This is a genomic window from Hydrogenophaga sp. GW823-FHT04C09 (genome assembly GCF_058796355.1).
Genome location: NZ_JBXAIO010000005.1, coordinates 1 through 22641 on the forward strand (window position 1 = coordinate 1; position 22641 = coordinate 22641).

Here is a 22641-nt window from a genome sequence, read left to right on the forward strand (position 1 = left end):
GAGCTGCTTTGCTCACAAAGCGGTGGGTCAGTATTCGATGGAAATCTCGGGTCAGAGATCGGCGGAATTCAACAGCGTACTCGTTTCGCTCACGCTGTGGCAGCTCTGGACCGTGGCACTGACTTTGGTTCCTGCAAGCAAAGTCAAGTCTTTTGTGGATCACGAAGATGCTAGGCGTCGAGTGTTGGATGGAATGACCAGACTCAACAAGTCACAAAACGACACCAAAAAAACCTGAGGCATTGGTTTAACGACTACTTGATTCAGGTTAAGCGTCGGCAACGCGCCTCTCTTGTGAATGTATGCCTTGAGCCGACTTAGTTAATCTAGTCGGCATAACAGTAGCCGGTTGTAAAGCCCAATTCCGCGCTCTTAGGTTCGATGAACTTGGCATCGCAAATAGTCGTCGCTCCGTGACCCTTAGGAAGTCTTTGACCGCAAGTAGGTGGAGTGCGGCGACTTGGGGGCGCATCGCCAATCATGCGGAACATCACATTCCACATTGATGGCCTCAACGGAAGGATCGCTTCCATTACCGTGATCGATTCCTTTCCAGGCTAATCACCGCGTCCATTTCCTCCCTTTGAAAACAACCACTTAACCGCGCTCCCCAGGGTATTCCCGGACATGGAGCGGGCTGGCGCACGACTTGCAAATCAGCGTGTCGCCCCCCGCCCCCAACAAAGCACCGGAGACAACCCGTCATGGAAACCTTCTACGAGGTCATGCGCCGCAAAGGCATTTCGCGCCGCAGCTTTCTCAAATACTGCTCGCTCACGGCCACCTCGCTGGGGTTGGCGCCTTCCTTTGTGCCGCAGATCGCGCACGCCATGGAAAACAAGCCGCGCACACCGGTGCTGTGGCTGCACGGGCTGGAATGCACCTGCTGCACCGAATCGTTCATCCGCAGCGCCCACCCGCTGGCCAAGGACGTGGTGCTCTCCATGATCTCGCTGGACTACGACGACACGCTGATGGCCGCCGCCGGCCACCAGGCCGAGGCGATCCTCGAAGAGATCATGACGAAGTACAAGGGCCAGTACATCCTGGCCGTGGAAGGCAACCCGCCGCTGAACGAAGACGGCATGTTCTGCATCCAGTCGGGCAAGCCTTTCGTTGAAAAGCTCAAGCACGTGGCGAAGGACGCCAAGGCCATCATCGCCTGGGGTTCGTGCGCTTCCTGGGGTTGCGTGCAGGCGGCCAAGCCGAACCCGACGCAGGCCACGCCGATCCACAAGGTGATCACCGACAAGCCCATCATCAAGGTGCCGGGCTGCCCGCCCATCCCCGAGGTGATGACGGGCGTGATCACCTACATGCTCACCTTCGACCGCGTGCCCGAGCTGGACCGCCAGGGCCGCCCGAAGATGTTCTACAGCCAGCGCATCCACGACAAGTGCTACCGCCGCCCGCATTTCGACGCGGGCCAGTTCGTGGAGGCGTGGGACGACGAGTCCGCGCGCAAGGGCTATTGCCTCTACAAGGTGGGCTGCAAGGGCCCCACCACCTACAACGCCTGCTCCACCGTGCAGTGGAACGAGGGCACGAGTTTCCCCATCAAGGCGGGCCACGGCTGCATCGGCTGCTCGGAAGACGGCTTCTGGGACAAGGGTTCGTTCTACGACCGCCTGACCGACATCCACGCCTTCGGCATCGAAGCCAACGCCGACCAGATCGGCGCCACCGCCGCCGGCGTGGTGGGCGCGGCCGTGGCGGCGCATGCCGCCATCTCGGTGGCCAAGCGCGCCCGCGACACCCGCAAGACCGACGCACCCGCCAGCCACTGACACCCCACAACCAGAACGAAGAGGAACACCAGATGGGTGCTTACGAAACTCAAGGCTTCCGCATGGACAACACGGGCCGGCGCATCGTCGTCGACCCGGTGACGCGGATCGAAGGCCACATGCGCTGCGAGGTGAACCTCGACAGCAACAACGTGATCCGCAACGCGGTCTCCACCGGCACCATGTGGCGCGGGCTGGAAGTGATCCTGAAGGGCCGCGACCCGCGCGACGCCTGGGCGTTCGTGGAACGCATCTGCGGCGTGTGCACCGGCTGCCACGCGCTGGCCTCGGTGCGCGCGGTGGAGGACGCGCTGGGCATCCGCATTCCGCTGAATGCCCACCTCATCCGCGAGATGATGGCCAAGACGCTGCAGGTGCACGACCACGCGGTGCACTTCTACCACCTGCACGCGCTGGACTGGGTGGACGTGGTCTCGTGCCTGAAGGCGGACCCGAAGAAGACCAGCGATCTGCAGCACATCGTGTCGCCCTCGCACCCGCTGTCGTCGCCGGGGTATTTCCGCGACGTGCAGAACCGGCTGAAGAAGTTCGTGGAAAGCGGCCAGCTCGGCCCCTTCGCGAACGGCTACTGGGGTTCCAAGGCCTATGTGCTGCCGCCCGAGGCCAACCTGATGGCCGTCACCCACTACCTGGAGGCGCTGGACCTGCAGAAGGAATGGGTGAAGGTGCACACCATCTTCGGCGGCAAGAACCCGCACCCGAACTACCTGGTGGGCGGCGTGCCTTGCGCGATCAACATCGACGGCAACGGCGCGGCTGGCGCCCCGATCAACATGGAGCGGCTGAATTTCGTGCAGGCCCGCATCCAGGAGATGATCGATTTCAACAACAACGTCTACATCCCGGACGTGCTGGCCATCGGCACCATCTACAAGCAGGCCGGCTGGTTGTACGGCGGCGGCCTCTCGGCCACCAACGTGGCGGACTACGGCACGTATGAGAAGGTGCCTTACGACCACAGCACGCACCAGCTGCCCGGCGGCGTGATCCTGAACGGCGACTGGAACAAGATCCACGAGATCGACCCGCGCGACCCCGAGCAGGTGCAGGAGTTCGTGACGCACAGCTGGTACAAGTACGGCGACGAAACCCAGGGCCTGCACCCCTGGGACGGCGTGACCGAGGCCAACTACACGCCCGAAGGCCCGAACTTCAAGGGCACGCGCACCAAGATCGAGAACCTCGACGAGTCGGCCAAGTACTCGTGGATCAAGTCGCCGCGCTGGCGCGGCCACGCGGTGGAGGTGGGCCCGCTCTCGCGCTACATCCTGAGCTATGCGCACGCCACGCAGGGCAACAAGTTCTGCCAGCGCGTGAAGCAGCAGGTGGACGAGGCCGCGGTGGCGATCAACAGCGCCATTCCGAAGGCGCTGGGCATGCCCGAGACCAAGTACAGCGCCAAGCAGCTGCTGCCCACCACCATCGGCCGCACGCTGGCGCGCGCGCTGGAAAGCCAGTACGCCGCCGAGATGATGATGGACGACTTCAAGCAGCTGGTCGGCAACATCAAGGCCGGCGACACCAGCACGGCCAACATCGAGAAGTGGGACCCGAGCACCTGGCCGAAGGAGGCCAAGGGCGTGGGCACGGTGGCCGCGCCGCGCGGCATGCTGGGCCACTGGATCCGCATCAAGGACGGCAAGATCGAGAACTACCAGTGCGTGGTGCCCACCACCTGGAACGGCTCGCCGCGCGACCACAAGGGCCAGATCGGCGCCTTCGAGGCTTCGCTGATGAACACGCCCATGGTCAACCCCGAGCAGCCGCTGGAGATCCTGCGCACGCTGCACAGTTTCGACCCCTGCCTGGCCTGCTCGACCCACGTGATGAGCGAAGACGGTCAGGAAATGAGCCGCGTGACGGTTCGCTGAACGCCCCCACAAGAACGAGGAGATCCCCCATGACATTCAAGAGCAACACCGCGCGCGGCCTGATCGCCGCCACCCTGCTGGCCGGCGCGGCCAGCGCCGCGCAGGCCCACACGGGCCACGGCACCAGCAGCCTGTTCGAGGGCCTGGTGCACCCCTTCGGGCCCGACCACCTGCTGGCCATGGTGGCCGTGGGCGTGTGGTCGGTCTCGGCGCTGCCGGCGGCCAGGGCCTGGCAGGGCCCGGCCACTTTCCTGCTGGCGCTCATCGTCAGCGCCACGCTGGGCATGCTCGGTTTCACGGTGCCTTACCTCGAACACGGCGTGTCGCTCTCGGTGGTGCTGTTCGGCGGCATGCTGCTGCTCGCGCGCCGCGCCACGCTGTCGCCAGCCATCGGCCTGGGGCTGATCGCCGCCGCCGCCTCGCTGCACGGCCTGGCACACGGCTCCGAAACGCCCGAGAGCGGTTTCGCGGGCTACGCGGTGGGCTTTCTGTTCACCACCGCGCTGCTGCATGGGGGCGGCGTGGGCATCGGCCTGGGCATCCGGCGCTGGCTCGCCGAGCGCAGCGGCTGGGCGCTGGGCGGCCTGGGCGCGCTGCTGAGCGCGGCCGGCCTGTACCTCTTCGGCCAGCTCGCGGCCTGACGCGGCAGCACCCTCTTTCAAGGAGGTCACCATGTCCACCCCATCCTCCACGGCGCCGCACGCCAACGCGGACGCGCTCGAACTCCAGCAGGGCCAGACGATCCGCTCGGTCTATGTGTACGAGGTGCCGGTGCGCCTCTGGCACTGGATCAACGCGCTGTCGATCACCGTGCTGTGCGTCACCGGCTACTTCATCGGCCAGCCGCTGCCCACCATGCCGGGCGAGGCCAGCGCGCACTACCTCATGGGCTACATCCGTTTTGCCCACTTCGCGGCGGGCTACATCATGGCCGTGGGCCTGGTGGCGCGCGCCTACTGGGCGCTGGTGGGCAACCACCACGCCAAGGAGCTGTTCTGGGTGCCGATGTTCCAGAAGGCCTACTGGCGCGAGGTGTTCAACATGCTGCGCTGGTACCTGTTCCTGATCCCCAAGCCCAACCAGTACGTGGGCCACAACCCGCTGGCGCGCTTCGCGATGTTCGGTTTCTACCTGATGCTGTCGATCTTCATGATCGTCACCGGCTTCGCGCTGTACAGCGAGGGCTCGCAGGCCGGCTCGTGGCAGGACCACCTGTTCGGCTGGGTGATCCCGCTCATGGGCCAGAGCCAGGACGTGCACACCTGGCACCGCCTGGGCATGTGGGGCATCGTCACCTTCGTGCTGCTGCACATCTACGCGGCCATTCGCGAAGACATCATGGGCCGTCAGAGCATCGTGAGCACGATGATCTCCGGCCATAGAACCTTCAAGGAATGAGCGTGAAACGCGCAGCGGTTGCCTTCAAGCTCGCCCCGGCCCTGCCGCCGGTGGGCGTGCCGCTGCGCGTGCCCACGCACCCGGGGCGGCTGCTGGCGCGCACCTGCCTGCGCCCGCTCTCGCTCAACCAGAGCGAGGCCGCGCGGCTCCTGGGCTTGTCGCGCCGGCGGCTGCACGAGCTGGTGCACGGCCAGCGCGCCATGTCGCCCGACACCGCCATCCGCTGCGCGCGCGTGTTCCGCGTGGACGCGGGCTTCTGGCTCGCGCAGCAGGCCGCCTGGGACAGCTTCCACGCCTGGAAGCGCCTGCGCGCGGCCGCCCTTCTTTCTTCCACCTGATTTTTGTGAGCCTGCCCACCATGAGCCTCACCTCGCCTGAAAACGCCTGTCACCCCAGCGGTGACACCCCGCCTTCCTCCATCTGCGTGCTGGGCATCGGCAACCTGCTGTGGGCCGACGAAGGCTTCGGCGTGCGCTGCGTGGAGGCGCTGCAGCAGCGCCATCAGTTCGCGCCCCACGTGTCGCTGGTGGACGGCGGCACGCAGGGCCTGTACCTCATCCAGCACGTGCAGGCGGCCGACCGCCTGCTGATCTTCGACGCGATCGACTACGGCCTGGCCCCCGGCACGCTGAAGCTGGTGCGCGACGACGAGGTGCCGCGCTTCCTGGGCGCGAAGAAGATGAGCCTGCACCAGACCGGTTTCCAGGAAGTGCTCTCGCTCGCCCAGCTCACCGGCCGGTACCCGGCGCAGGTGCTGCTGATCGGCTGCCAGCCGCAGGAGCTGGAGGACTACGGCGGCAGCCTGCGCCCGGTGGTGAAGGCCGCGATGGACGAAGCCCTGGCGCTGGCCGTGGCCGAGGTCGCGCGCTGGGGCGGTGAGCCCGTGCCGCGCCGCGAGCCGCTGAGCGGGCGCGAGACCGTGACCATGGACGAGCTCGCGCTCGCCGCCTACGAAACCCAGCGCCCTTCATCGCAAGCGGCCTGCCGCGATGGCGACGAGCGCTTCTTCCCGAAAGAGACGGCCTGAGATGTGCATCGGCATGCCCATGCAGGTGAGGGCCATCGAGCCCGGCCACGCGCAGTGCGAAGGGCGCGGCGAGCGCCGCCGCGTGACCACCGCGCTGGTGGGCGAGGTGGCGCCGGGCGACTGGCTGCTGGTGTTCCTGGGCGACGCGCGCGAGCGCATCGACGCCGAGCGCGCCAGCGAAGTGAACGCCGCGCTGAACCTGGTGCTGGGCGCCATGCAGGGTCAGGGCGCCGACGGCGAGGCCGGCTTCGAGCTGCCTTCGCGCATGAGCGCCGAGCAATTGCGCCAGCTCGCCCACGGTTGAATTCCCTTCTTCAGGAGACTTTGTCATGACCACCGAGACCGCTTTCCGCCCGCTGGCCGTCACCCCGCCCAGCACCGACCCCGCCGCGCCGCTGGTGATGCGCCTGGTGCGCGAGTTCGGCGCCGCCCTCGTCGACGAGACCAGCGTGGCCGACTGGGCCGCCCAGCCCGGCGACCGCGTGCTGCTGCTGGCCGGCGACGCCGTGCGCTTCCCCGAAGGCCAGGACGTGGCCGCCGTGCTGCCCGAGCTCATGAAGGTGTTTGCCGGCCGCTTCGCGGTGGCCGCCGTGCCGCGCGAGAGCGAAGACGCGGTGGCGCGCCGCTACGGCTCGCAGCGCTGGCCTTCGCTGCTGTTCTTCCGCAGCGGGCAATACGTCACCGCCATCGCCGGCATGCAGGACTGGGACGTCTACCTGCAAGGCGTGGACGCCGCGCTGCGCATGCCGCCTTCGCGCCCGCCCACCATCGGCATTCCCGTCGTGAGCAAGACGGCGGCTTCTTCTTCCAGCGACGCCGGCGGCTGCCACTGAACCCAAGGACACCCCATGAAAGACTTTCCCATTCCGCTCGTGGCCCTGGGCCCTGGCACGCAACCCGAAGACGAGTCGCTCGACTACCTGCCCCTGCCCAAGGACATGAGCACCTACCGCCCGCCGGTGCTGCCCGAGCCCGAGGAACTGGTGGGGCTGGACCAGGCGCGCGCCGCGCTGCAGCAGGTGCTGGCCTTGCTGGAACAGGGGGCCGAGGGCGGTGCCCCGGGCCTGGTGCCGCTGCGCCAGCTCTCGCCGCGCGACTTCCGCATCATCAACCAGGTGCTGGGCGAGGGCGAGGCCAGCGCCATCGTGCAGCTGGGCGCGGGCAACCTCGAAGTGCGCGTGCAGGAGTCGGTGTTCGCCGGCGTCTGGCGCCTCATGACCTGGCGCCACGAGGAAGGCCGCGACGCCGAGCTGGTGGACGACGCGATCGAAGTCGGCCCGGTGCCCTCGCTGTTCGCCGCCACCGCCGCCGAAGACGTGTGGGCCAGCCCGCCGCAGTGGAACGGCCTGCTGCCGCCGAATGTGCAGAACGCACCGCTGCTGGTGGACGAGATCCGCGACCAGGTGGCGCGCTGGCAGCCCGGCCAGGTCTCGCACGTGGTCAACCTCACGCTGCTGCCCGTCACGCCCGAAGACATCGGCTTCCTGGACCACCAGCTCGGCACCGGCCGCGTGCTCATGCTCTCGCGCGGGTACGGCAACTGCCGCATCTCCAACACGCGGCTGCCGAACTGCTGGCGCGTGGTGTACTACAACTCCATGGACAAGGTGATCCTCAACACGGTGGAGGTGGTGGACATGCCCGAGGTGGCGATGGCCGCGCCCGAAGACCTGCGCGATTCGCACGAGCGCCTGCGCGAAGTGATGGCCTGGCTGGAGGCGGTATGAGCGGCGAGCACTTCGAGGGCTTCGAGGGCTCCTACCTCGGCAACCGCGAGGTGCTGCAAGCCGGCTCGCGCCTGGAGTGCAAGATCTGCTGGTGGGTCTACGACCCCGCCGTGGGCGACCCGCAGTGGCAGATCCCCGCCGGCACGCCCTTCGCCGACCTGCCGTCGCATTGGCGCTGCCCGAACTGTGATTGCGAGCCCGATCAGTTTTTGTTGTTGCCATGATGAACCGCGTGCAAGCCCTCGAAGACTTCTACCGGCATGTGCAGGCCGAGCGCATGCAGGGCGTTCCGCTGCTCAATGCCGCGCTGTGCGTGGAAGCGGTGGGCTTCGAGTGGGCGAGGACCGGTGACGAAGACCCCGTGGCCGAGGGCGTGCTGATCACGCCCTGGTTCATGAGCCTGGTGCGCCTGCCCGCGCAGCCGCTGCCGCACGGCGGCCAGGTGGGCCGCAGCTTCGTGCGCGATTTCGGCAGCGAGCGCTTCGACTTCATCGGCGCGCACGACCCCGCCATCGGTTACCACGAGACCTGCGCGCTGTTCTCGCCCATGGGCGAGTTCGCCACGCAGGCCCTGGCGCGCGAGACCGCGCGCGAAGCGCTGGCGCTCACCCGGCCCGCGCCCCCGGTCACCCCCCCACCCGTGCCCTCGCGCCGCGCCTTCTTCCTGGGAGGCCGCGCATGAACCTGGTCGCCCCCGGCGGTCTGGCCCACCTGGCGGGCGCCCTGCGCTTCACGCCAGGCGCGCCGCCGCCGCACAGCCTGCAGAGCACGCGCCAGGACTGGGCCGCGCGCATGGGCCACGGCGTGCCGCCGGCGCGCCTGCCCGGGCTCATGGCCAGCCTGTTCAACCTCTGCAGCCACGCGCACCGCCTGTGTTGCCAGCTCGCCATCGGCGCGGCCGCGCCCGGCCTGCTGCCGCCGCCCCAGGCCGTGGCCGAGCGCCTGCGCCGCGAGACCGCGGCCGAGCACCTCCGCCGCATCGGCCTGGACTGGCCGCGCCTGCTCGCACCGGGTGACGCGCCCACCGCGGCCCAGGCCGCCGCCGCGCTGCGCGGCTGCCCCTGGCCCGCGCAGGACGACCCCGCCCCCTGGCCCGCGCTGCGCCACTGGCTGCAGCACGCGCTGCTGCGCATGCCCGCGAGCGACTGGCTCGCGGCCTGGCAGGCCGGCGGCACCGACTGGCTCGACACCTGGGCCCAGCGCCACGAACAGTGGCTGCCCCTGCTGCTGCGCCGCGCCCACAGCGCCGACGCCTTCGCCCCGCTCACGCACGAGACCGCGCTGCGCCCGCACGCCCACCCGCCCAGCCTGTGCATGCTGGGCGCCACGCTCGCGCACAAACCCGCCTTCGCGCTGCGCCCGCGGTGGCACGGCGCCTGCGCCCACACCGGCCCCTGGAGCCGCCTCGGTGCCGTGGCCGACGGCGTGCCGCTCACGCCCTGGGCGCTGCTGGGCACCCGCATCGCCGAGCTGGTGCGCCTCGCGATCGACGGCGGCGACGCCTGCCTGGACTGGGGCGCCGTGGCCACCGGCCCCCGGCGCGGCCTGGCCTGGGTGGAGATGGCGCGCGGCCTGCTGGTGCACCAGGTCGAGGTGGACCCCGAGGCGCAGCGCGTGCTGGCCTGCCGCGTGGTCGCGCCGACCGAATGGAACTTCCACCCGCAAGGCGAGGTGGCGCAGCGCCTGGCGCGGCTCGACCCCGAGCTGCCCGACTGCGCGATCGCGCGGCGTGTGAACCTGCTGGTGGCCGCCTTCGACCCCTGCGTGCCTTTCGCCATCGAACACCTCGCGCGCGCCCCGGAGGTGGACCATGCATGAGGCCAGCCTCGCCGGCGGCGTGCTCCAGCTGGTGGAGGACACGGCCGCGCGCGAAGGCTTCCAGCGCCTGCTCGCGCTGCGGCTCGAGGCCGGCCAGCTCGCGGGCGTGGACGTGCGCGCGCTGCGCTTCGCGCTCGAAGCCCTGGCCCCCGGCACGCTGCTCGAAGGCGCGTCGATCGAGATCGAAGAACCCCCGGGCCAGGCCTGGTGCCTGGGCTGTTCGCAGACCGTGGCCCTGGCCCAGCGCGGCGACGCCTGCCCGGCCTGCGGCAGTTTCCATTTGCAGCCGAGCACCGGCACCGAATTGCGTGTGCTCGACATGCAGGTGGCCGATGATTGAACCCCCACGAAAACAGGAGACCGACCATGTGTGTCGTATGTGGATGCAGTGACCATGTCGAGGGCGCCGCCGTGGCCGCGCCGGCCGCGCTGCAGGTGAACCCCGCGAATGGCGACCTGCACTTCGGTGCCGGTGCCGCGCGCGTCTCGGTGCCCGGCATGAGCCAGGCGCGCGCCATCAAGCTGGAGACCGACATCCTCGGCGCCAACAACCGCGTGGCCGCGCACAACCGCGCGCACTTCCACGCGCACGGCGTGACCGCGCTCAACCTGGTCTCCAGCCCGGGCTCGGGCAAGACCACGCTGCTGTGCGCCACCATCGAGGCGCTCAAGGCGCGCGCGCCCGGCCTGCACGTCGCGGTGATCGAAGGCGACCAGCAGACCAGCTTCGACGCCGACCGCATCCGCGCCACCGGCGCGCCCGCGATCCAGGTCAACACCGGCAAGGGCTGCCACCTCGACGCGCCCATGGTGGCCGAGGCCTTCGCGCGGCTGCACTCGCACCACGGTGATCACCATGACCACGATCACCACCATCACCACCACGACGAACACAGCCTGCTGTTCATCGAGAACGTGGGCAACCTGGTGTGCCCCGCCGTGTGGGACCTGGGCGAGGCCGCGAAGGTGGCCATCCTCTCGGTGACCGAGGGCGAGGACAAGCCGCTGAAGTACCCCGACATGTTCGCCGCCGCCTCGCTGATGGTGCTCAACAAGACCGACCTGCTGCCCCACGTGCGCTTCGACGTGGCGCGTTGCATCGAACTGGCGCGGCGCGTGAACCCCGGCATCGAGGTGATCCAGCTCAGCGCCACCACCGGCGACGGCATGGACGCCTGGCTGCACTGGCTGGACCACCAGATGCACCACGACCACGATCACCACGCCCACGCATGATGGCCACCACCCCCGTGCTCGCCTGCGGCGCCTGGCTGAAGAACGCCGCGTGCCTGCTCGACGCGCAGGGCCGGGCCCACTGGACGGCGGTGCACGGCGACCTGAGCGACCCCGCCGCCTGCGCCGCGCTCGAAGCCTCGGCCCGCGCGCTGCTGCAGCAGCACGGCCCGGTGGCCGCGGTGGCGCACGACCTGCACCCGGACTTCTTCAGCAGCCGCCTGGCGATGGACCTCGCCGAATCGCTGGGCGTGCCCGCCGTCGGTGTGCAGCACCACCACGCGCACATCGCGGCCGTGGTGGCCGAACACGGCATCGAAGGCCCGGTGATCGGCCTCGCGCTCGACGGCGTGGGCCTGGGCGACGACGGTGCCGCCTGGGGCGGCGAACTGCTGCTCGTGGACGGCGCGGATTGCCAGCGCCTGGGCCACCTGCACCCGCTGGCCCTGCCCGGCGGCGACCGCGCCGCGCGCGAGCCCTGGCGCATGGCCGCCAGCGCCCTGCGCGCGCTGGGCCGGGGCGCGGAGACCGTGCCGCGCTTCGCCCCCGTGGTCGGCCAGGCCACGGCCAGCGGCGTGCAGCAGATGCTGGCGCGCGGGCTGAACTGCCCGCCCACCAGCAGCGCCGGGCGCTGGTTCGACGCCGCCGCCGCCGCGCTGGGCTTGAGCGTGCGCCAGACCGAGGAGGCCGAGGCCGCCATCGCGCTCGAAGCCGCCGCCGCGCGCTGGCTCGCCTTGCACCCGGCGCAGCCACCCCTGCCCGCCTCGCTGGTGGACCTGCTCACCGACGCCCTGCCCGACGGCCAGCGCCGGCTCGACCTGCGCGGCCTGTTCGCCGCGCTGCTCGACGTGCGCACCGACCGCGTGGACGAGGCGGCGGCGGGTTTTCACCTCGCGCTGGCCGATGCGCTGGCGCACTGGGCCACGCGCGCCGCGCACGACCACGGCAGCACCACCGTGTGCCTGGGCGGCGGCTGCTTCTTCAACCGCCTGCTGCGCGAGCGCGTGACCGAGCGCCTGCGCGGCGCCGGCCTCGGCGTGCACCTGCCCGGCCCGCACGGCTGCGGCGACGCCGGGCTGGCCCTGGGCCAGGCCTGGGCGGCCGCGCGCCAGCTCGAATCCCCCGCTTCCGTTCAGACAACGCCCCACGAAAAGGAAACCGAACCATGTGCCTAGCCATCCCCGCGCGGCTGGTGGAGCTGCGGCCCAACGACCAGGCGGTGGTCGATCTCGGCGGCATCCGCAAGGAGATCTCCGTTGCCCTGGTGGCCGATGTGAAGGTGGGCGACTACGTGATCGTGCACGTGGGCCACGCCATCGGCACCATCGACCCCGACGAGGCGGAGCGCACGCTGGCGCTGTTCGCCGAAATGGCGGCCATGAATGCGGAGGTCCAGCCGTGAAGTACATCGACGAGTTCCGCGACGGTGAGATTGCCAAGCAGCTGGGCGCGCGCATCGCCGCCGAAGCCCACCCCGACCGAACCTACAGCTTCATGGAGTTCTGCGGCGGCCACACGCACGCGATCTCGCGCTACGGCGTGATGGAGCTGCTGCCGCCCAACGTGAAGATGGTGCACGGCCCGGGCTGCCCGGTCTGCGTGCTGCCCATCGGCCGCATCGACCAGGCGATCGGCCTGGCGCTCGCGCAGGGCGCCATCGTCTGCACCTACGGCGACACCATGCGCGTGCCGGCGTCGGAAAGCCTTTCCTTGATCCGCGCCAAGGCGCGCGGTGGCGACGTCCGCATGGTGTACTCGGCCGCCGATGCCTTGGCGCTGGCGCGCCAGAACCCGCAGCGCGAGGTGGTCTTCTTCGCCATCGGCTTCGAGACCACCACGCCGCCGACCGCGCTCACCATCCAGCTCGCGCAGCGCGAAGGCCTCACCAACTTCAGCGTGCTGTGCTGCCACGTGCTCACGCCGTCGGCCATCACGCACATCCTGGAATCGCCCGAGGTGCGCGAGTACGGCACCGTGCCCATCGACGGTTTCGTGGGCCCGGCGCACGTGAGCATCGTGATCGGTGCCGGCCCCTACGAGCACTTCGCCGAGGAATACCGCAAGCCGGTGGTGATCGCCGGCTTCGAGCCGCTGGACGTGATGCAGGCCATCCTGATGCTGGTGCGCCAGGTCAACGAAGGCCGCGCCCACGTGGAAAACCAGTTCAAGCGCGCCGTCACCAGCGAAGGCAACCTCAAGGCGCAGGCGCTCGTGTCCGAGGTGTTCGAGCTGCGGCCCAGCTTCGAGTGGCGCGGCCTGGGCGAGGTGCCCTACAGCGCGCTGAAGATCCGCGAGGCGTATGCCGAATTCGACGCCGAGCGCCGCTTCGCGCTGACCTACCGCCCGGTGGCCGACAACAAGGCCTGCGAGTGCGGCGCGATCCTGCGCGGCGTGAAGAAGCCGACCGATTGCAAGATCTTCGGCACCGTGTGCACACCCGAGAACCCGGTGGGCTCGTGCATGGTGTCCAGCGAAGGCGCCTGCGCGGCGCACTACGCCTACGGCCGCTTCAGAGATGTACAGGCGGTCACCCCCTGCGCCGCTTCGCGGCTTCCCCCTCTCTCGCCTTCGGCGGGAGGGGGACGGCACCCGAGGCCCGGCAAAGCCGGTTCCTCGGTGCCTCTGGATGGCGCTCCGGAGGCTTTGGAAAGCTGACATGAAAAAAGACTACACGCGACCACTGGACATCAAACACGGTCGCATCGACATGGGCCACGGCGCGGGCGGCAAGGCCGCCGCGCAGCTGATCGAGGAGCTGTTCCTCGCCGCCTTCGACAACCCCTGGCTGCGCCAGGGCGACGACGGCGCGGTGCTGCCCCTGCCCGCGCTGAACCCCGGCCAGGGCCGGCTGGTGGTCGCCACCGACGGCCACGTGGTCTCGCCGCTGTTCTTCCCCGGCGGCGACGTGGGCTGCCTCTCGGTGCACGGCACCGTCAACGACGTGGCCATGTCCGGCGCCACGCCGCTGTGGCTGAGCGCGAGCTTCATCCTGGAAGAAGGCTTCCCGCTGATCGAGCTGCAGCGCGTGGTGCGCTCCATGGCACAGGCCGCGCGGGAGGCCGGCGTGCCCATCGTCACCGGCGACACCAAGGTGGTGGAAAAAGGCAAGGGCGACGGCGTGTTCATCAGCACCACCGGCATCGGCGTGCTGCCGCCGGGCGTGGACATCAGCGGGCGCAACGCGCGTGCGGGCGACGTGCTGCTGCTCTCCGGCACCATCGGCGACCATGGCGTGGCCGTGCTCTCGCAGCGCGAGTCGCTGGCCTTCGAGACCACCATCGAAAGCGACACCGCCGCTTTGCACACGCTGGTGGCGACCATGCTCGCGGCCGCGCCGGGCACCGTGCGCGTGCTGCGCGACCCCACGCGCGGCGGCCTGGCCACCACGCTCAACGAGATCGCGCGCCAGTCCGGCGTGGGCATGCTGCTGCAGGAAGCCGCCATCCCCGTGCGGCCGCAGGTGGACGCGGCCTGCGAGCTGCTCGGGCTGGACCCGCTCTACGTGGCCAACGAAGGCAAGCTGGTCGCGGTGTGCGCGCCCGAGGCGGCCGAGGCCGTGCTCGCGGCCATGCGCGCCCACCCGCTGGGCACGGATGCCGCGCGCATCGGCGAGGTGACGGCCGACCCGCACCACTTCGTGCAGATGGCCACGCGCTTCGGCGGTCGGCGCGTCGTCGATTGGTTGAGTGGCGAGCAGTTGCCGCGGATCTGCTGATGCCATGAACGCCCCGGCCCCTGCTGGCCTGCGCATCCTGCTGCTGTGCCACAGCTTCAACAGCCTCACGCAGCGGCTGTTCGCCGAGCTGCGCGCGCGCGGCCACCGGGTGAGCGTGGAGCTGGACATCAACGACCGCGTGACCGAAGAGGCGGTGGCCCTGTTCCAGCCCGAGCTGCTGATCGCGCCGTTCCTGAAGCGCCGCATCCCGGCCAGCGTGTGGCAGGCACTGCCTTGCCTGGTGGTGCACCCCGGCCCGCCGGGCGACCAGGGGCCGAACGCGCTGGACTGGGCGGTGCTGCGCGGCGAGCGCGACTGGGGCGTGACCGTGCTGCAGGCCAACGCCGAGTTCGACGCGGGCCCGGTGTGGGCGCACGCGGCCTTTCCCTTGCGCCAGGCGGCCAAGGGCAGCCTGTACCGGCGCGAGGTCACGCAGGCCGCGCTCGCCGCCACCCTGGCCGCCGTGCAGCGCTTTCAAAACGGCGAGCGCTCGGGCGACCCACCGCCGCCCGCGTCATGGCGCCCCGCGATGCGCCAGGCCGACCGCGCCATTCACTGGGCGCAGCACACCACGGCGGAGGTGCTCGCGCGCCTGCGCTGCGCCGACGGCCAGCCCGGCGTGCTCGACGCGCTCTGGGGCCAGGCCTGCCACCTGATGGACGGCCACGCGGCGTCCGGCGCGGCAATGGCGGGTTTCGCGCACGCGGCACCGGGTGAGCTGCTGGCCCAGCGCGACGGCGCGCTGCTTCGCCGCACGCGCGACGGCGGCGTGTGGATCGGCCATGTGCGCCGCGTGGGCGAAGCCGCCGGTTTCAAGCAGGCGGCGGCACAGGCCTTCGCCGCCGAGGCCGCCGCCCTGCCCACGCTGCCCGCGCCGCTGCAGCGGCCCGAGGACGAGTGGGGCGAGCTGCGCTACACCGAGCACGGCCCCGAGGGCGCGCGCGTGGGCTGCCTGCATTTCGACTTCCACAACGGCGCCATGTCCACCGCTCGCTGCGAGCGCCTGCGCGCGGCCTGGCAGGCGGTGCGCGAGCGGCCGGTGAACGTGCTGCTGCTCATGGGCGGCGAGGACTTCTTCAGCAACGGCATCGACCTCAACGCCATCGAGGCCGCCGCCCACCGCAGCGGCGACAGCGCGGCCGACGCCTCGTGGCGCAACATCCAGGCCATGAACGACCTGGCCCTGGCGGTGATCGAGACCACCGACCGCCTCACGGTGAGCCTGCTGCGCGGCAACGCGGGCGCGGGCGGCGCCTTCCTCGCGCTCGCGGCCGACGAGGTCTGGGCGCACGAGGGCGTGGTGCTCAACCCGCACTACAAGAACATGGGCAACCTGTATGGCTCGGAGTACTGGACCTACCTGCTGCCACGCCGCCTGGGCGAGGCCGGCGCGCAGGCGCTCATGCGCCAGCGCACGCCGCTGCGCGCGCTCGACGCCTGGCACCTGACGCTGATCGACCATTGCGACGAGGCCGGCCGCGAGGGCTTCGAGGACCGCTGCCTGCAGCGCGCGCTGGCGCTCGCGGCCTCCTACAATCTGCCGCAGAGGCTGGCGGCCAAACAGGCCACCCGCGAGCGCGACGAAGCGCGCCGCCCGCTGGCCCACCACCGCGAACAGGAACTCGCGCGCATGCACCGCAACTTCTACGGCTTCGACCCCAGCTACCACGTGGCGCGCCACCATTTCGTGCACAAGCTGCCGCACGCGTGGACGCCCCGGCATCTGGCCGTGCACCGATGAACGCGCCCTTCCCCGCCGACGTGCTGCCCACCGTGCTGGTGGTGGACGACGAGGTGCGCTCGCAGGACGCGATGCGCCGCACGCTGGACGAGGACTTCACCGTGTTCACCGCCAGCAGCGCCGAGGAGGCGCGCGGCCTGCTCGAACGCCAGCCGGTGAGCGTGATCCTGTGCGACCAGCGCATGCCCGGCATGACGGGCGTGAGCTTCCTCAAGGAAGTGCGCGAGCGCTGGCCCGATGCGGTGCGCATGGTGATCTCGGGCTACACCGACAGCGAAGACATCATCGCCGGCATCAACGAGGCCGGCATCTACCAGTACATCCTCAAGCCCTGGGCGCCCGACCACCTGCTGGACTCGGTGCGCAACGCGGTCGAGGCGCAGGCCCTGCAGCGCCAGACCAGCCGGCTCGACCTGGAGCTGCGCACCAGCACCGGCGTGCTGCGCCAGCGCACCGCCACGCAGATCGACCGCGCGCGCGCCAGCTTCGGTTTCGACCGCCTGGTGCGCGCCCCCGGCAGCCCGCTGGACGGCGTGTGCGCGATGGCGCAGCGCGTGGCGCGCTACGACCTCTCGGTGCTGGTGCTCGGCGAATCGGGCACCGGCAAGGAGCTGCTGGCGCGCGCGATCCACTACGCCTCGCCGCGCCTGACCGGCCCCTTCGTGGTGGAGAACTGCGCCGCCATTCCCGACACGCTGCTGGAGTCCGAGCTGTTCGGCCACAAGCGCGGCGCCTTCACCGGCGCCTACGAAGACCACCCCGGCCTGTTCCAGCGCGCGCACGGGGGCACGGTGTTCCTCGACGAGATCGGCGAGACCTCGCCGGCCTTCCAGGTGAAGCTGCTGCGCGTGCTGCAGGAAGGCGAGGTGCGGCCCGTGGGCGGCGCGCGCCCGGTGCCGGTGGACGTGCGCGTGATCGCCGCCACCCACCGCGACCTGGAGCAGCGCGTGCGCGAAGGCCTGTTCCGCGAAGACCTGTACTACCGCCTCGCGGGCGTGAGCATCACCGTGCCGCCGCTGCGCGAGCGCGCGGCCGACATCGCGCCCATCGCCCGTCAGCTGCTGCAGGACGTGGCGCGCGAACTCGGCCACCCCGGCGCCACCCTGCCCGACGCGACGCTGGCCTGCCTGCTGGCCTACCCCTGGCCCGGCAACATCCGCGAGCTTCGCAACGAGATCGCGCGCGCGCTCGCGCTGCAGGACGGCAGCGCGCTTGACGCCGCCGCGTTTTCGGGGCGCGTGCTGCAGGGCCATGGCAATGGCGGTGACGACCTGCAGGCCGCGCTGCCCACCAGCGGCACCCTGGCCGAGCGGCTGGACGTGATCGAAGCCATGGTGCTGCGCGAGACGCTGCAGCGGCACCGCTGGAACAAGACCCGCGTGGCGCAGGAGCTGGGCCTCTCGCGCGTGGGCCTGCGCGGCAAGATGCAGCGCCTGGGATTGGAGAAATGACATGGCACTGAACGTCCTGTGGTTGCAATCCGGTGGGTGTGGTGGCTGCAGCATGTCGCTGCTGTGCGCCGACACCACCGACTTCCAGGGCCACCTGCGCGACGCGGGTGTGAACCTGCTGTGGCACCCCTCGCTCTCGATGGAAAGCGGCGACGAGCTGCTGGACCTGCTGGACGCGGTGCTCGATGGCCGCACGCGGCTCGATGCGCTGTGCGTGGAAGGCTCGCTGCTGCGCGGGCCCAACGGCACCGGCCGCTTCCACATGCTGGCCGGCACGCAGCTGCCGATGATCGAATGGGTGAAACGCCTGAGCGCGCGCGCCAAGCACGTGCTGGCCGTGGGCAGTTGCGCGGCCTGGGGCGGCATCACGGCGGGCGGCGACAACCCCACCGACGCCTGCGGCCTGCAGTACGAGGACGACGAAGCCGGCGGCCTGCTGGGCGCAGCCTTCCGCTCGGCCAGCGGCCTGCCGGTGATCAACATCGCGGGCTGCCCCACGCACCCGAGCTGGGTGATCGACACGCTGATGGCGCTGGCCGCCGACGGCTTCGGCGCCGGCGAGCTCGACCCGCTGAACCGCCCGCGCTTCTACGCCGACCAGCTGGTGCACCACGGCTGCACGCGCAACGAGTACTACGAGTTCAAGGCCAGCGCGGAAAAGCCGTCGGACCTGGGCTGCATGATGGAGCACATGGGCTGCAAGGGCACGCAGGTGCACGCCGACTGCAACACGCGGCTGTGGAACGGCGAAGGCTCGTGCACGCGCGGGGGTTATGCCTGCATCGCCTGCACCGAGCCCGGCTTCCAGGAGCCGGGCCACCCCTTCCACGAAACGCCCAAACTCGCCGGCATCCCCATCGGCCTGCCCACCGACATGCCCAAGGCCTGGTTCGTCGCGCTGGCCTCGCTCTCCAAGAGCGCCACGCCCAAGCGCGTGAAGCACAACGCCGTGGCCGACCACCTGGTGGTGACGCCGGCCATCCGGAAGACCCGCCTCAAATGAGCCGTCTTCTGGTCGGTCCTTTCAACCGCGTCGAGGGTGATCTCGAAGTCCAGCTCGACGTGCAGGGCGACCGTGTGGCCTCGGCCCAGGTCAACGCCACCATGTACCGGGGTTTCGAGCAGATCCTGCAGGGCAAGGCGCCGCACGACGCGCTGGTGTACGTGCCACGCATCTGCGGCATCTGCTCGGTGTCGCAGTCGGTCGCCTCGGCGCGCGCGCTGGCCGCGCTCGGCGGCATCACCATGCCGGCCAACGGCCAGCACGCGAGCAACGTGATCCTGGCGACCGAGAACCTGGCCGACCACCTCACGCACTTCTACCTGTTCTTCATGCCGGACTTCACGCGCCCGGTGTACGCGGCCCACGCCTGGCACGCCGAGGCGGTGCGCCGCTTCGCGCCGAACCATGGCGAGCAGGTGCGCGCGGCCACCGCCGCGCGGCAGCGCTGGCTCACGCTGCTGGGCACGCTGGGTGGCAAGTGGCCGCACACGCAGTCCATCGAGCCGGGCGGCTCCACGCGGCCGATCGACGCGGCCGAACGCGTGCGCCTGCTCTCGCGCGTGCGCGAGTTCCGCGCCTTCCTGGAGCGCCAGCTGTTCGCCACGCCGCTGGAGGCCGTGACCGCCATCGCCACCGAAGACGCGCTGTGGGACTGGCACGCGCGGGACCCGCTGGGCGGCGACCTGCGCTTTTTCCTCACGCTGGTGCGCGACCTGCAACTGCAGACCCTGGGCCCCGGCCCGGGCCGTTACCTGAGCTACGGCGCCTACGCCCAGCCCGAGGGCGGCTTCGCCCTGCCCGGTGGCGTGTGGCGGGCCGACACCGGGCGGCTCGACGCGGTGGACGCGGCGGCCATCACCGAGGACGCCACGCACGCCTGGCTGGCCGACGGCGCCGGCCCGCTGCACCCGCTGGTGGGGCAGACGAAACCCGACCCCGACAAGGCGCGCGGCTACACCTGGAACAAGGCGCCGCGCCTGGCCGGCGAGGTGGTGGAGACCGGCGCGATCGCGCGCCAGCTCGCGGCCGGCCACCCGCTGGTGCGCGACGCCGTGGCGCGGCACGGCGGCAACGTCTACACCCGCGTGCTGGCGCGCGCGCTCGAACTCGCGCGCGTGGTGCCGCTGATGGAGGACTGGCTGGGCGCGCTGCGGCCCACCGAGCCGTTCTGCGTGCCCTCGGACCTGCCCGACGAGGGCAGCGGCATGGGCCTGTCGGAAGCGGCGCGCGGCAGCCTGGGCCACTGGGTCGTGGTGCGGCGCGGGCGCATCGCCAACTACCAGATCGTCGCGCCCACGAGCTGGAATTTTTCGCCGCGCGACGCCGCCGGCACGCCCGGCGCGCTGGAGCAGGCGCTGGTGAACGCGCCGGTGCGCGAGGGCGAGAAGACGCCGGTGGCCGTGCAGCACATCGTGCGCTCCTTCGACCCCTGCATGGTCTGCACGGTGCACTAGATGGCCACGAAAAAAGCGCGCGCCAAGAGTCCCTTGCCCACCGTGCCGATGGAGGGCGTGGACGAGTCCACCTGGATGGACGTGATCCAGAAGATGGACGAGGTCTACACCCGCCTGATCGACGACGAGGTGGAGCTGGAGAAGAAGAACACCGAGCTGGAGCAGTCGCAGCAGTTCATCTTCAGCGTGCTGACCTCGATGTCGGACGTGCTGGTGGTGTGCGACGCGAACGGGGTGATCGAGCAGGCCAACGCGGCGCTGTGCGAACTGACCGGCCGCCCCGAGGAACAGCTCAGCGGCACGCCGCTGTACGCCTTGCTGGCCGACGAAGCGAGCCGGGAGCTGGCGCGCGCGGCCATGGAGAAGGCCGACGCGCCGCGCGCGGGCGAGGCGATCGAGCTCAACCTGCTGGACCGCCAGGGCCAGGCCGTGTCGGTGGACGCGAACTGCACGCCACGCATCGGCGACAAGGGCCGGCGCGTGGGCACGGTGTGGGTGGGCCGGCCCACGGCCGAACTCAAGCGCGCGTACCACGAGATGCGCGCCGCGCACGAGGCCCTCAAGCGCACGCAGCAGCAGCTGCTGCACTCGGAGAAGATGGCCTCGCTGGGCCAGCTGGTGGCGGGCGTGGCGCACGAGCTCAACAACCCGATCAGCTTCGTGCTCGGCAACGTGCACGCGCTCAGCAAGTACAGCGAACGGCTGCGCACCTACCTGGCCGCGATGCATGCGCACGAGCCCGAGGCGGTGCTGGACGAGATGCGGCGCAAGCTGCGCATCGAGCACCTGCTGGCGGACCTGCCTTCGCTGATCGAGGGCACGCTGGAAGGCGCGCAGCGCACGGCCGACATCGTGCATGGGCTCAAGCGCTTCTCGGCCATGGACTCGGAAGAGCGCAAGCCGGTGAACCTGGTGGAGGTGATCGAGCGCGCGATCCACTGGGTGCAGAAGGGCCGCTCGGCGCCGGTGGAAGTGCAGTGGCAGGCCGGCGAGACCTGCACCGTGATGGGCAGCGCGGGCCAGCTGCAGCAGGTGATGATGAACCTGCTGCAGAACGGCTTCGACGCCGTGGGCCAGCGCGAGGCGCCGCGCATCGTGGTGTCGCTGGAGCGCGCGGATGGCACCGTGCGCGTGGCGCTGCGCGACAACGGCCCGGGCATCCCGCCCGAGCACCTGCTGCGCATCTTCGACCCCTTCTTCACCACCAAGCCGGTAGGCAAGGGCACGGGCCTGGGCCTGTCGATCAGCTACGGCATCGTGGAGCAGCACGGTGGGCGGCTGAGCGCGCGCAACGTCGAGGGCGGCGGCGCGGAGTTCGTGCTGGAACTCCCTCAGGCATAGGCCTCGGCCATCGCGTCCAGCGGCACCGGTTTCATCTTGCCGGCCTGCCCTGCGCTGCCGAAGGCCTCGAAGCGCTCGCGGCACACGCCGCGCGCGGCCTTCTTCGCCGCCAGCAGCGCCTTGCGCGGGTCGAACTCGCTGCGCTCTTTGGCGAAGGTCTGGCGCATGGCACCGGTCATGGCCAGGCGGATGTCGGTGTCGATGTTGACCTTTCGCACGCCGTTCTGGATGCCGCGCCGGATCTCTTCCACCGGCACGCCGTAGGTTTCCTTGATGTCGCCGCCGTGCTCGCGGATGATGGCCAGCCACTCCTGCGGCACGCTGGAGCTGCCGTGCATCACCAGGTGGGTGTTGGGCACGCGGGCGTGGATGGCGGCGATGCGGTCGATGGCCAGGATGTCGCCGGTGGGCTGGCGCGTGAACTTGTAGGCGCCGTGGCTGGTGCCGATGGCGATGGCCAAGGCGTCCACGCCGGTGCGGCGCACGAAGTCTTCGGCCTGCTCGGGGTCGGTGAGCATCATGTCGTGCGTGAGCTTGCCGGCCGCGCCCACGCCGTCTTCTTCGCCGGCTTCGCCGGTTTCGAGCGAACCGAGACAGCCGAGTTCACCTTCCACCGACACACCGACGGCGTGCGCGAGCTCGCAGACGCGGCGCGTGACCGCGAGGTTGTAGTCGTAGGTGGCGGGCGTCTTGCCGTCCTCGCGCAGCGAGCCGTCCATCATCACGCTGGTGAAGCCCGATCGGATGGACTGCATGCACACGGCCGGCGTGGCGCCGTGGTCCTGGTGCAGCACCACGGGCAGGTCCGGGTGGGCTTCCACCGCCGCCAGCACCATGTGGCGCAGGTAGGCCTCGCCCGCGTACTTGCGCGCGCCGGCCGAGGCCTGCAGGATCACCGGGCTGTCGGTCTCCTGCGCGGCCTCCATGATGGCCAGGATCTGTTCGAGGTTGTTGACGTTGAAGGCGGGCACGCCGTAGCCGTGTTCGGCCGCGTGGTCCAGCACCTGGCGAAGGGAAACAAGCGCCATGGGAAAGCTCCTGGATGAAGTGAAAA

General features: G+C 70.3%; 25 protein-coding genes. 24 read left to right on the top strand and 1 reads right to left on the bottom strand.

Features of this window, described 5'->3' with window-relative positions:
- The 24 genes from AC1Q9M_RS14815 to AC1Q9M_RS14930 all read left to right on the top strand — a co-directional run.
- Positions 1-238: hypothetical protein (locus AC1Q9M_RS14815; RefSeq protein WP_492434459.1), on the top strand; the 238-nt coding region annotated here is incomplete at its 5' end.
- A gap of 466 nt (positions 239-704) precedes the next feature.
- Entirely contained in the window at positions 705-1787 is a 1083-nt protein-coding gene (locus AC1Q9M_RS14820; protein WP_291111419.1) for a hydrogenase small subunit, read from the top strand.
- Between the two features lie 32 nt (positions 1788-1819).
- Complete coding sequence (locus tag AC1Q9M_RS14825) at positions 1820-3679, top strand: nickel-dependent hydrogenase large subunit (protein WP_492434460.1); 1860 nt, start codon at positions 1820-1822, stop codon at positions 3677-3679.
- Between the two features lie 29 nt (positions 3680-3708).
- Positions 3709-4320, top strand: coding sequence for a HupE/UreJ family protein (locus AC1Q9M_RS14830; protein ID WP_492434461.1), 612 nt, complete (start codon positions 3709-3711; stop codon positions 4318-4320).
- A 31-nt stretch (positions 4321-4351) separates the two neighbouring features.
- A complete protein-coding gene (gene cybH, locus AC1Q9M_RS14835; protein ID WP_492434462.1) occupies positions 4352-5077 on the top strand; it encodes a Ni/Fe-hydrogenase, b-type cytochrome subunit in 726 nt (241 codons plus the stop codon).
- Positions 5078-5079: 2 nt separating this feature from the next.
- Complete coding sequence (locus AC1Q9M_RS14840) at positions 5080-5415, top strand: HigA family addiction module antitoxin (RefSeq protein WP_382322550.1); 336 nt, start codon at positions 5080-5082, stop codon at positions 5413-5415.
- A gap of 20 nt (positions 5416-5435) precedes the next feature.
- The gene (locus AC1Q9M_RS14845; RefSeq protein ID WP_492434463.1) at positions 5436-6104 is read left to right on the top strand and encodes a HyaD/HybD family hydrogenase maturation endopeptidase; all 669 of its coding nucleotides are present in this window, start codon (positions 5436-5438) and stop codon (positions 6102-6104) included.
- A 1-nt stretch (position 6105) separates the two neighbouring features.
- Positions 6106-6408, top strand: a complete 303-nt coding sequence (locus tag AC1Q9M_RS14850; protein ID WP_492434464.1) for a HypC/HybG/HupF family hydrogenase formation chaperone — start codon at positions 6106-6108, stop codon at positions 6406-6408.
- 25 nt (positions 6409-6433) lie between these two features.
- Positions 6434-6937 (top strand): hydrogenase, encoded by a 504-nt coding sequence (locus tag AC1Q9M_RS14855; RefSeq protein ID WP_492434465.1) that lies wholly within the window; start codon positions 6434-6436, stop codon positions 6935-6937.
- 15 nt (positions 6938-6952) lie between these two features.
- Complete coding sequence (locus AC1Q9M_RS14860) at positions 6953-7831, top strand: hydrogenase expression/formation protein (RefSeq protein WP_492434466.1); 879 nt, start codon at positions 6953-6955, stop codon at positions 7829-7831.
- Positions 7828-8055 carry a rubredoxin gene (locus AC1Q9M_RS14865; RefSeq protein WP_382322555.1) on the top strand — a complete coding sequence of 76 codons (228 nt, stop codon included), beginning with the start codon at positions 7828-7830 and terminating at the stop codon, positions 8053-8055. Before AC1Q9M_RS14860 ends, AC1Q9M_RS14865 begins: the two co-directional genes overlap by 4 nt.
- An 8-nt stretch (positions 8056-8063) precedes the next feature.
- Complete coding sequence (gene hybE, locus AC1Q9M_RS14870; RefSeq protein WP_492434467.1) at positions 8064-8513, top strand: [NiFe]-hydrogenase assembly chaperone HybE; 450 nt, start codon at positions 8064-8066, stop codon at positions 8511-8513.
- A complete protein-coding gene (locus AC1Q9M_RS14875; RefSeq protein WP_492434468.1) occupies positions 8510-9649 on the top strand; it encodes a hypothetical protein in 1140 nt (379 codons plus the stop codon). The genes hybE and AC1Q9M_RS14875 overlap by 4 nt, the downstream gene beginning before the upstream one ends.
- Positions 9642-9989: a hydrogenase maturation nickel metallochaperone HypA/HybF gene (locus AC1Q9M_RS14880; RefSeq protein ID WP_492434469.1), complete on the top strand. Its 348-nt coding sequence runs from the start codon at positions 9642-9644 to the stop codon at positions 9987-9989. The genes AC1Q9M_RS14875 and AC1Q9M_RS14880 overlap by 8 nt, the downstream gene beginning before the upstream one ends.
- A 26-nt stretch (positions 9990-10015) precedes the next feature.
- On the top strand, positions 10016-10885 hold the full coding sequence (hypB, locus tag AC1Q9M_RS14885) for a hydrogenase nickel incorporation protein HypB (protein WP_492434470.1): 870 nt from the start codon (positions 10016-10018) through the stop codon (positions 10883-10885).
- Positions 10882-12057 carry a Kae1-like domain-containing protein gene (locus tag AC1Q9M_RS14890; RefSeq protein WP_492434471.1) on the top strand — a complete coding sequence of 392 codons (1176 nt, stop codon included), beginning with the start codon at positions 10882-10884 and terminating at the stop codon, positions 12055-12057. The genes hypB and AC1Q9M_RS14890 overlap by 4 nt, the downstream gene beginning before the upstream one ends.
- On the top strand, positions 12048-12284 hold the full coding sequence (locus AC1Q9M_RS14895; protein WP_492434472.1) for a HypC/HybG/HupF family hydrogenase formation chaperone: 237 nt from the start codon (positions 12048-12050) through the stop codon (positions 12282-12284). Before AC1Q9M_RS14890 ends, AC1Q9M_RS14895 begins: the two co-directional genes overlap by 10 nt.
- Entirely contained in the window at positions 12281-13537 is a 1257-nt protein-coding gene (hypD, locus tag AC1Q9M_RS14900) for a hydrogenase formation protein HypD (protein WP_492434473.1), read from the top strand. Before AC1Q9M_RS14895 ends, hypD begins: the two co-directional genes overlap by 4 nt.
- Before the next feature lies 1 nt (position 13538).
- A complete protein-coding gene (gene hypE / locus AC1Q9M_RS14905) occupies positions 13539-14597 on the top strand; it encodes a hydrogenase expression/formation protein HypE (protein ID WP_492434474.1) in 1059 nt (352 codons plus the stop codon).
- A 4-nt stretch (positions 14598-14601) separates the two neighbouring features.
- Positions 14602-16338, top strand: coding sequence for an enoyl-CoA hydratase-related protein (locus tag AC1Q9M_RS14910; protein WP_492434475.1), 1737 nt, complete (start codon positions 14602-14604; stop codon positions 16336-16338).
- Positions 16335-17789, top strand: coding sequence for a sigma-54-dependent transcriptional regulator (locus AC1Q9M_RS14915; protein WP_492434476.1), 1455 nt, complete (start codon positions 16335-16337; stop codon positions 17787-17789). The genes AC1Q9M_RS14910 and AC1Q9M_RS14915 overlap by 4 nt, the downstream gene beginning before the upstream one ends.
- Position 17790: 1 nt before the next feature.
- On the top strand, positions 17791-18792 hold the full coding sequence (locus AC1Q9M_RS14920; protein ID WP_382322566.1) for an NADH-quinone oxidoreductase subunit B family protein: 1002 nt from the start codon (positions 17791-17793) through the stop codon (positions 18790-18792).
- Complete coding sequence (locus AC1Q9M_RS14925; RefSeq protein ID WP_492434477.1) at positions 18789-20246, top strand: nickel-dependent hydrogenase large subunit; 1458 nt, start codon at positions 18789-18791, stop codon at positions 20244-20246. The genes AC1Q9M_RS14920 and AC1Q9M_RS14925 overlap by 4 nt, the downstream gene beginning before the upstream one ends.
- Positions 20247-21587 (top strand): sensor histidine kinase, encoded by a 1341-nt coding sequence (locus AC1Q9M_RS14930; RefSeq protein WP_492434478.1) that lies wholly within the window; start codon positions 20247-20249, stop codon positions 21585-21587. It abuts the gene before it with no gap.
- Here AC1Q9M_RS14930 and fba read toward each other — a convergent pair.
- A complete protein-coding gene (fba, locus tag AC1Q9M_RS14935; protein WP_444591910.1) occupies positions 21578-22615 on the bottom strand; it encodes a class II fructose-bisphosphate aldolase in 1038 nt (345 codons plus the stop codon). The two genes, AC1Q9M_RS14930 and fba, sit on opposite strands and share 10 nt — an antisense overlap.
- Positions 22616-22641: the final 26 nt, after the last annotated feature.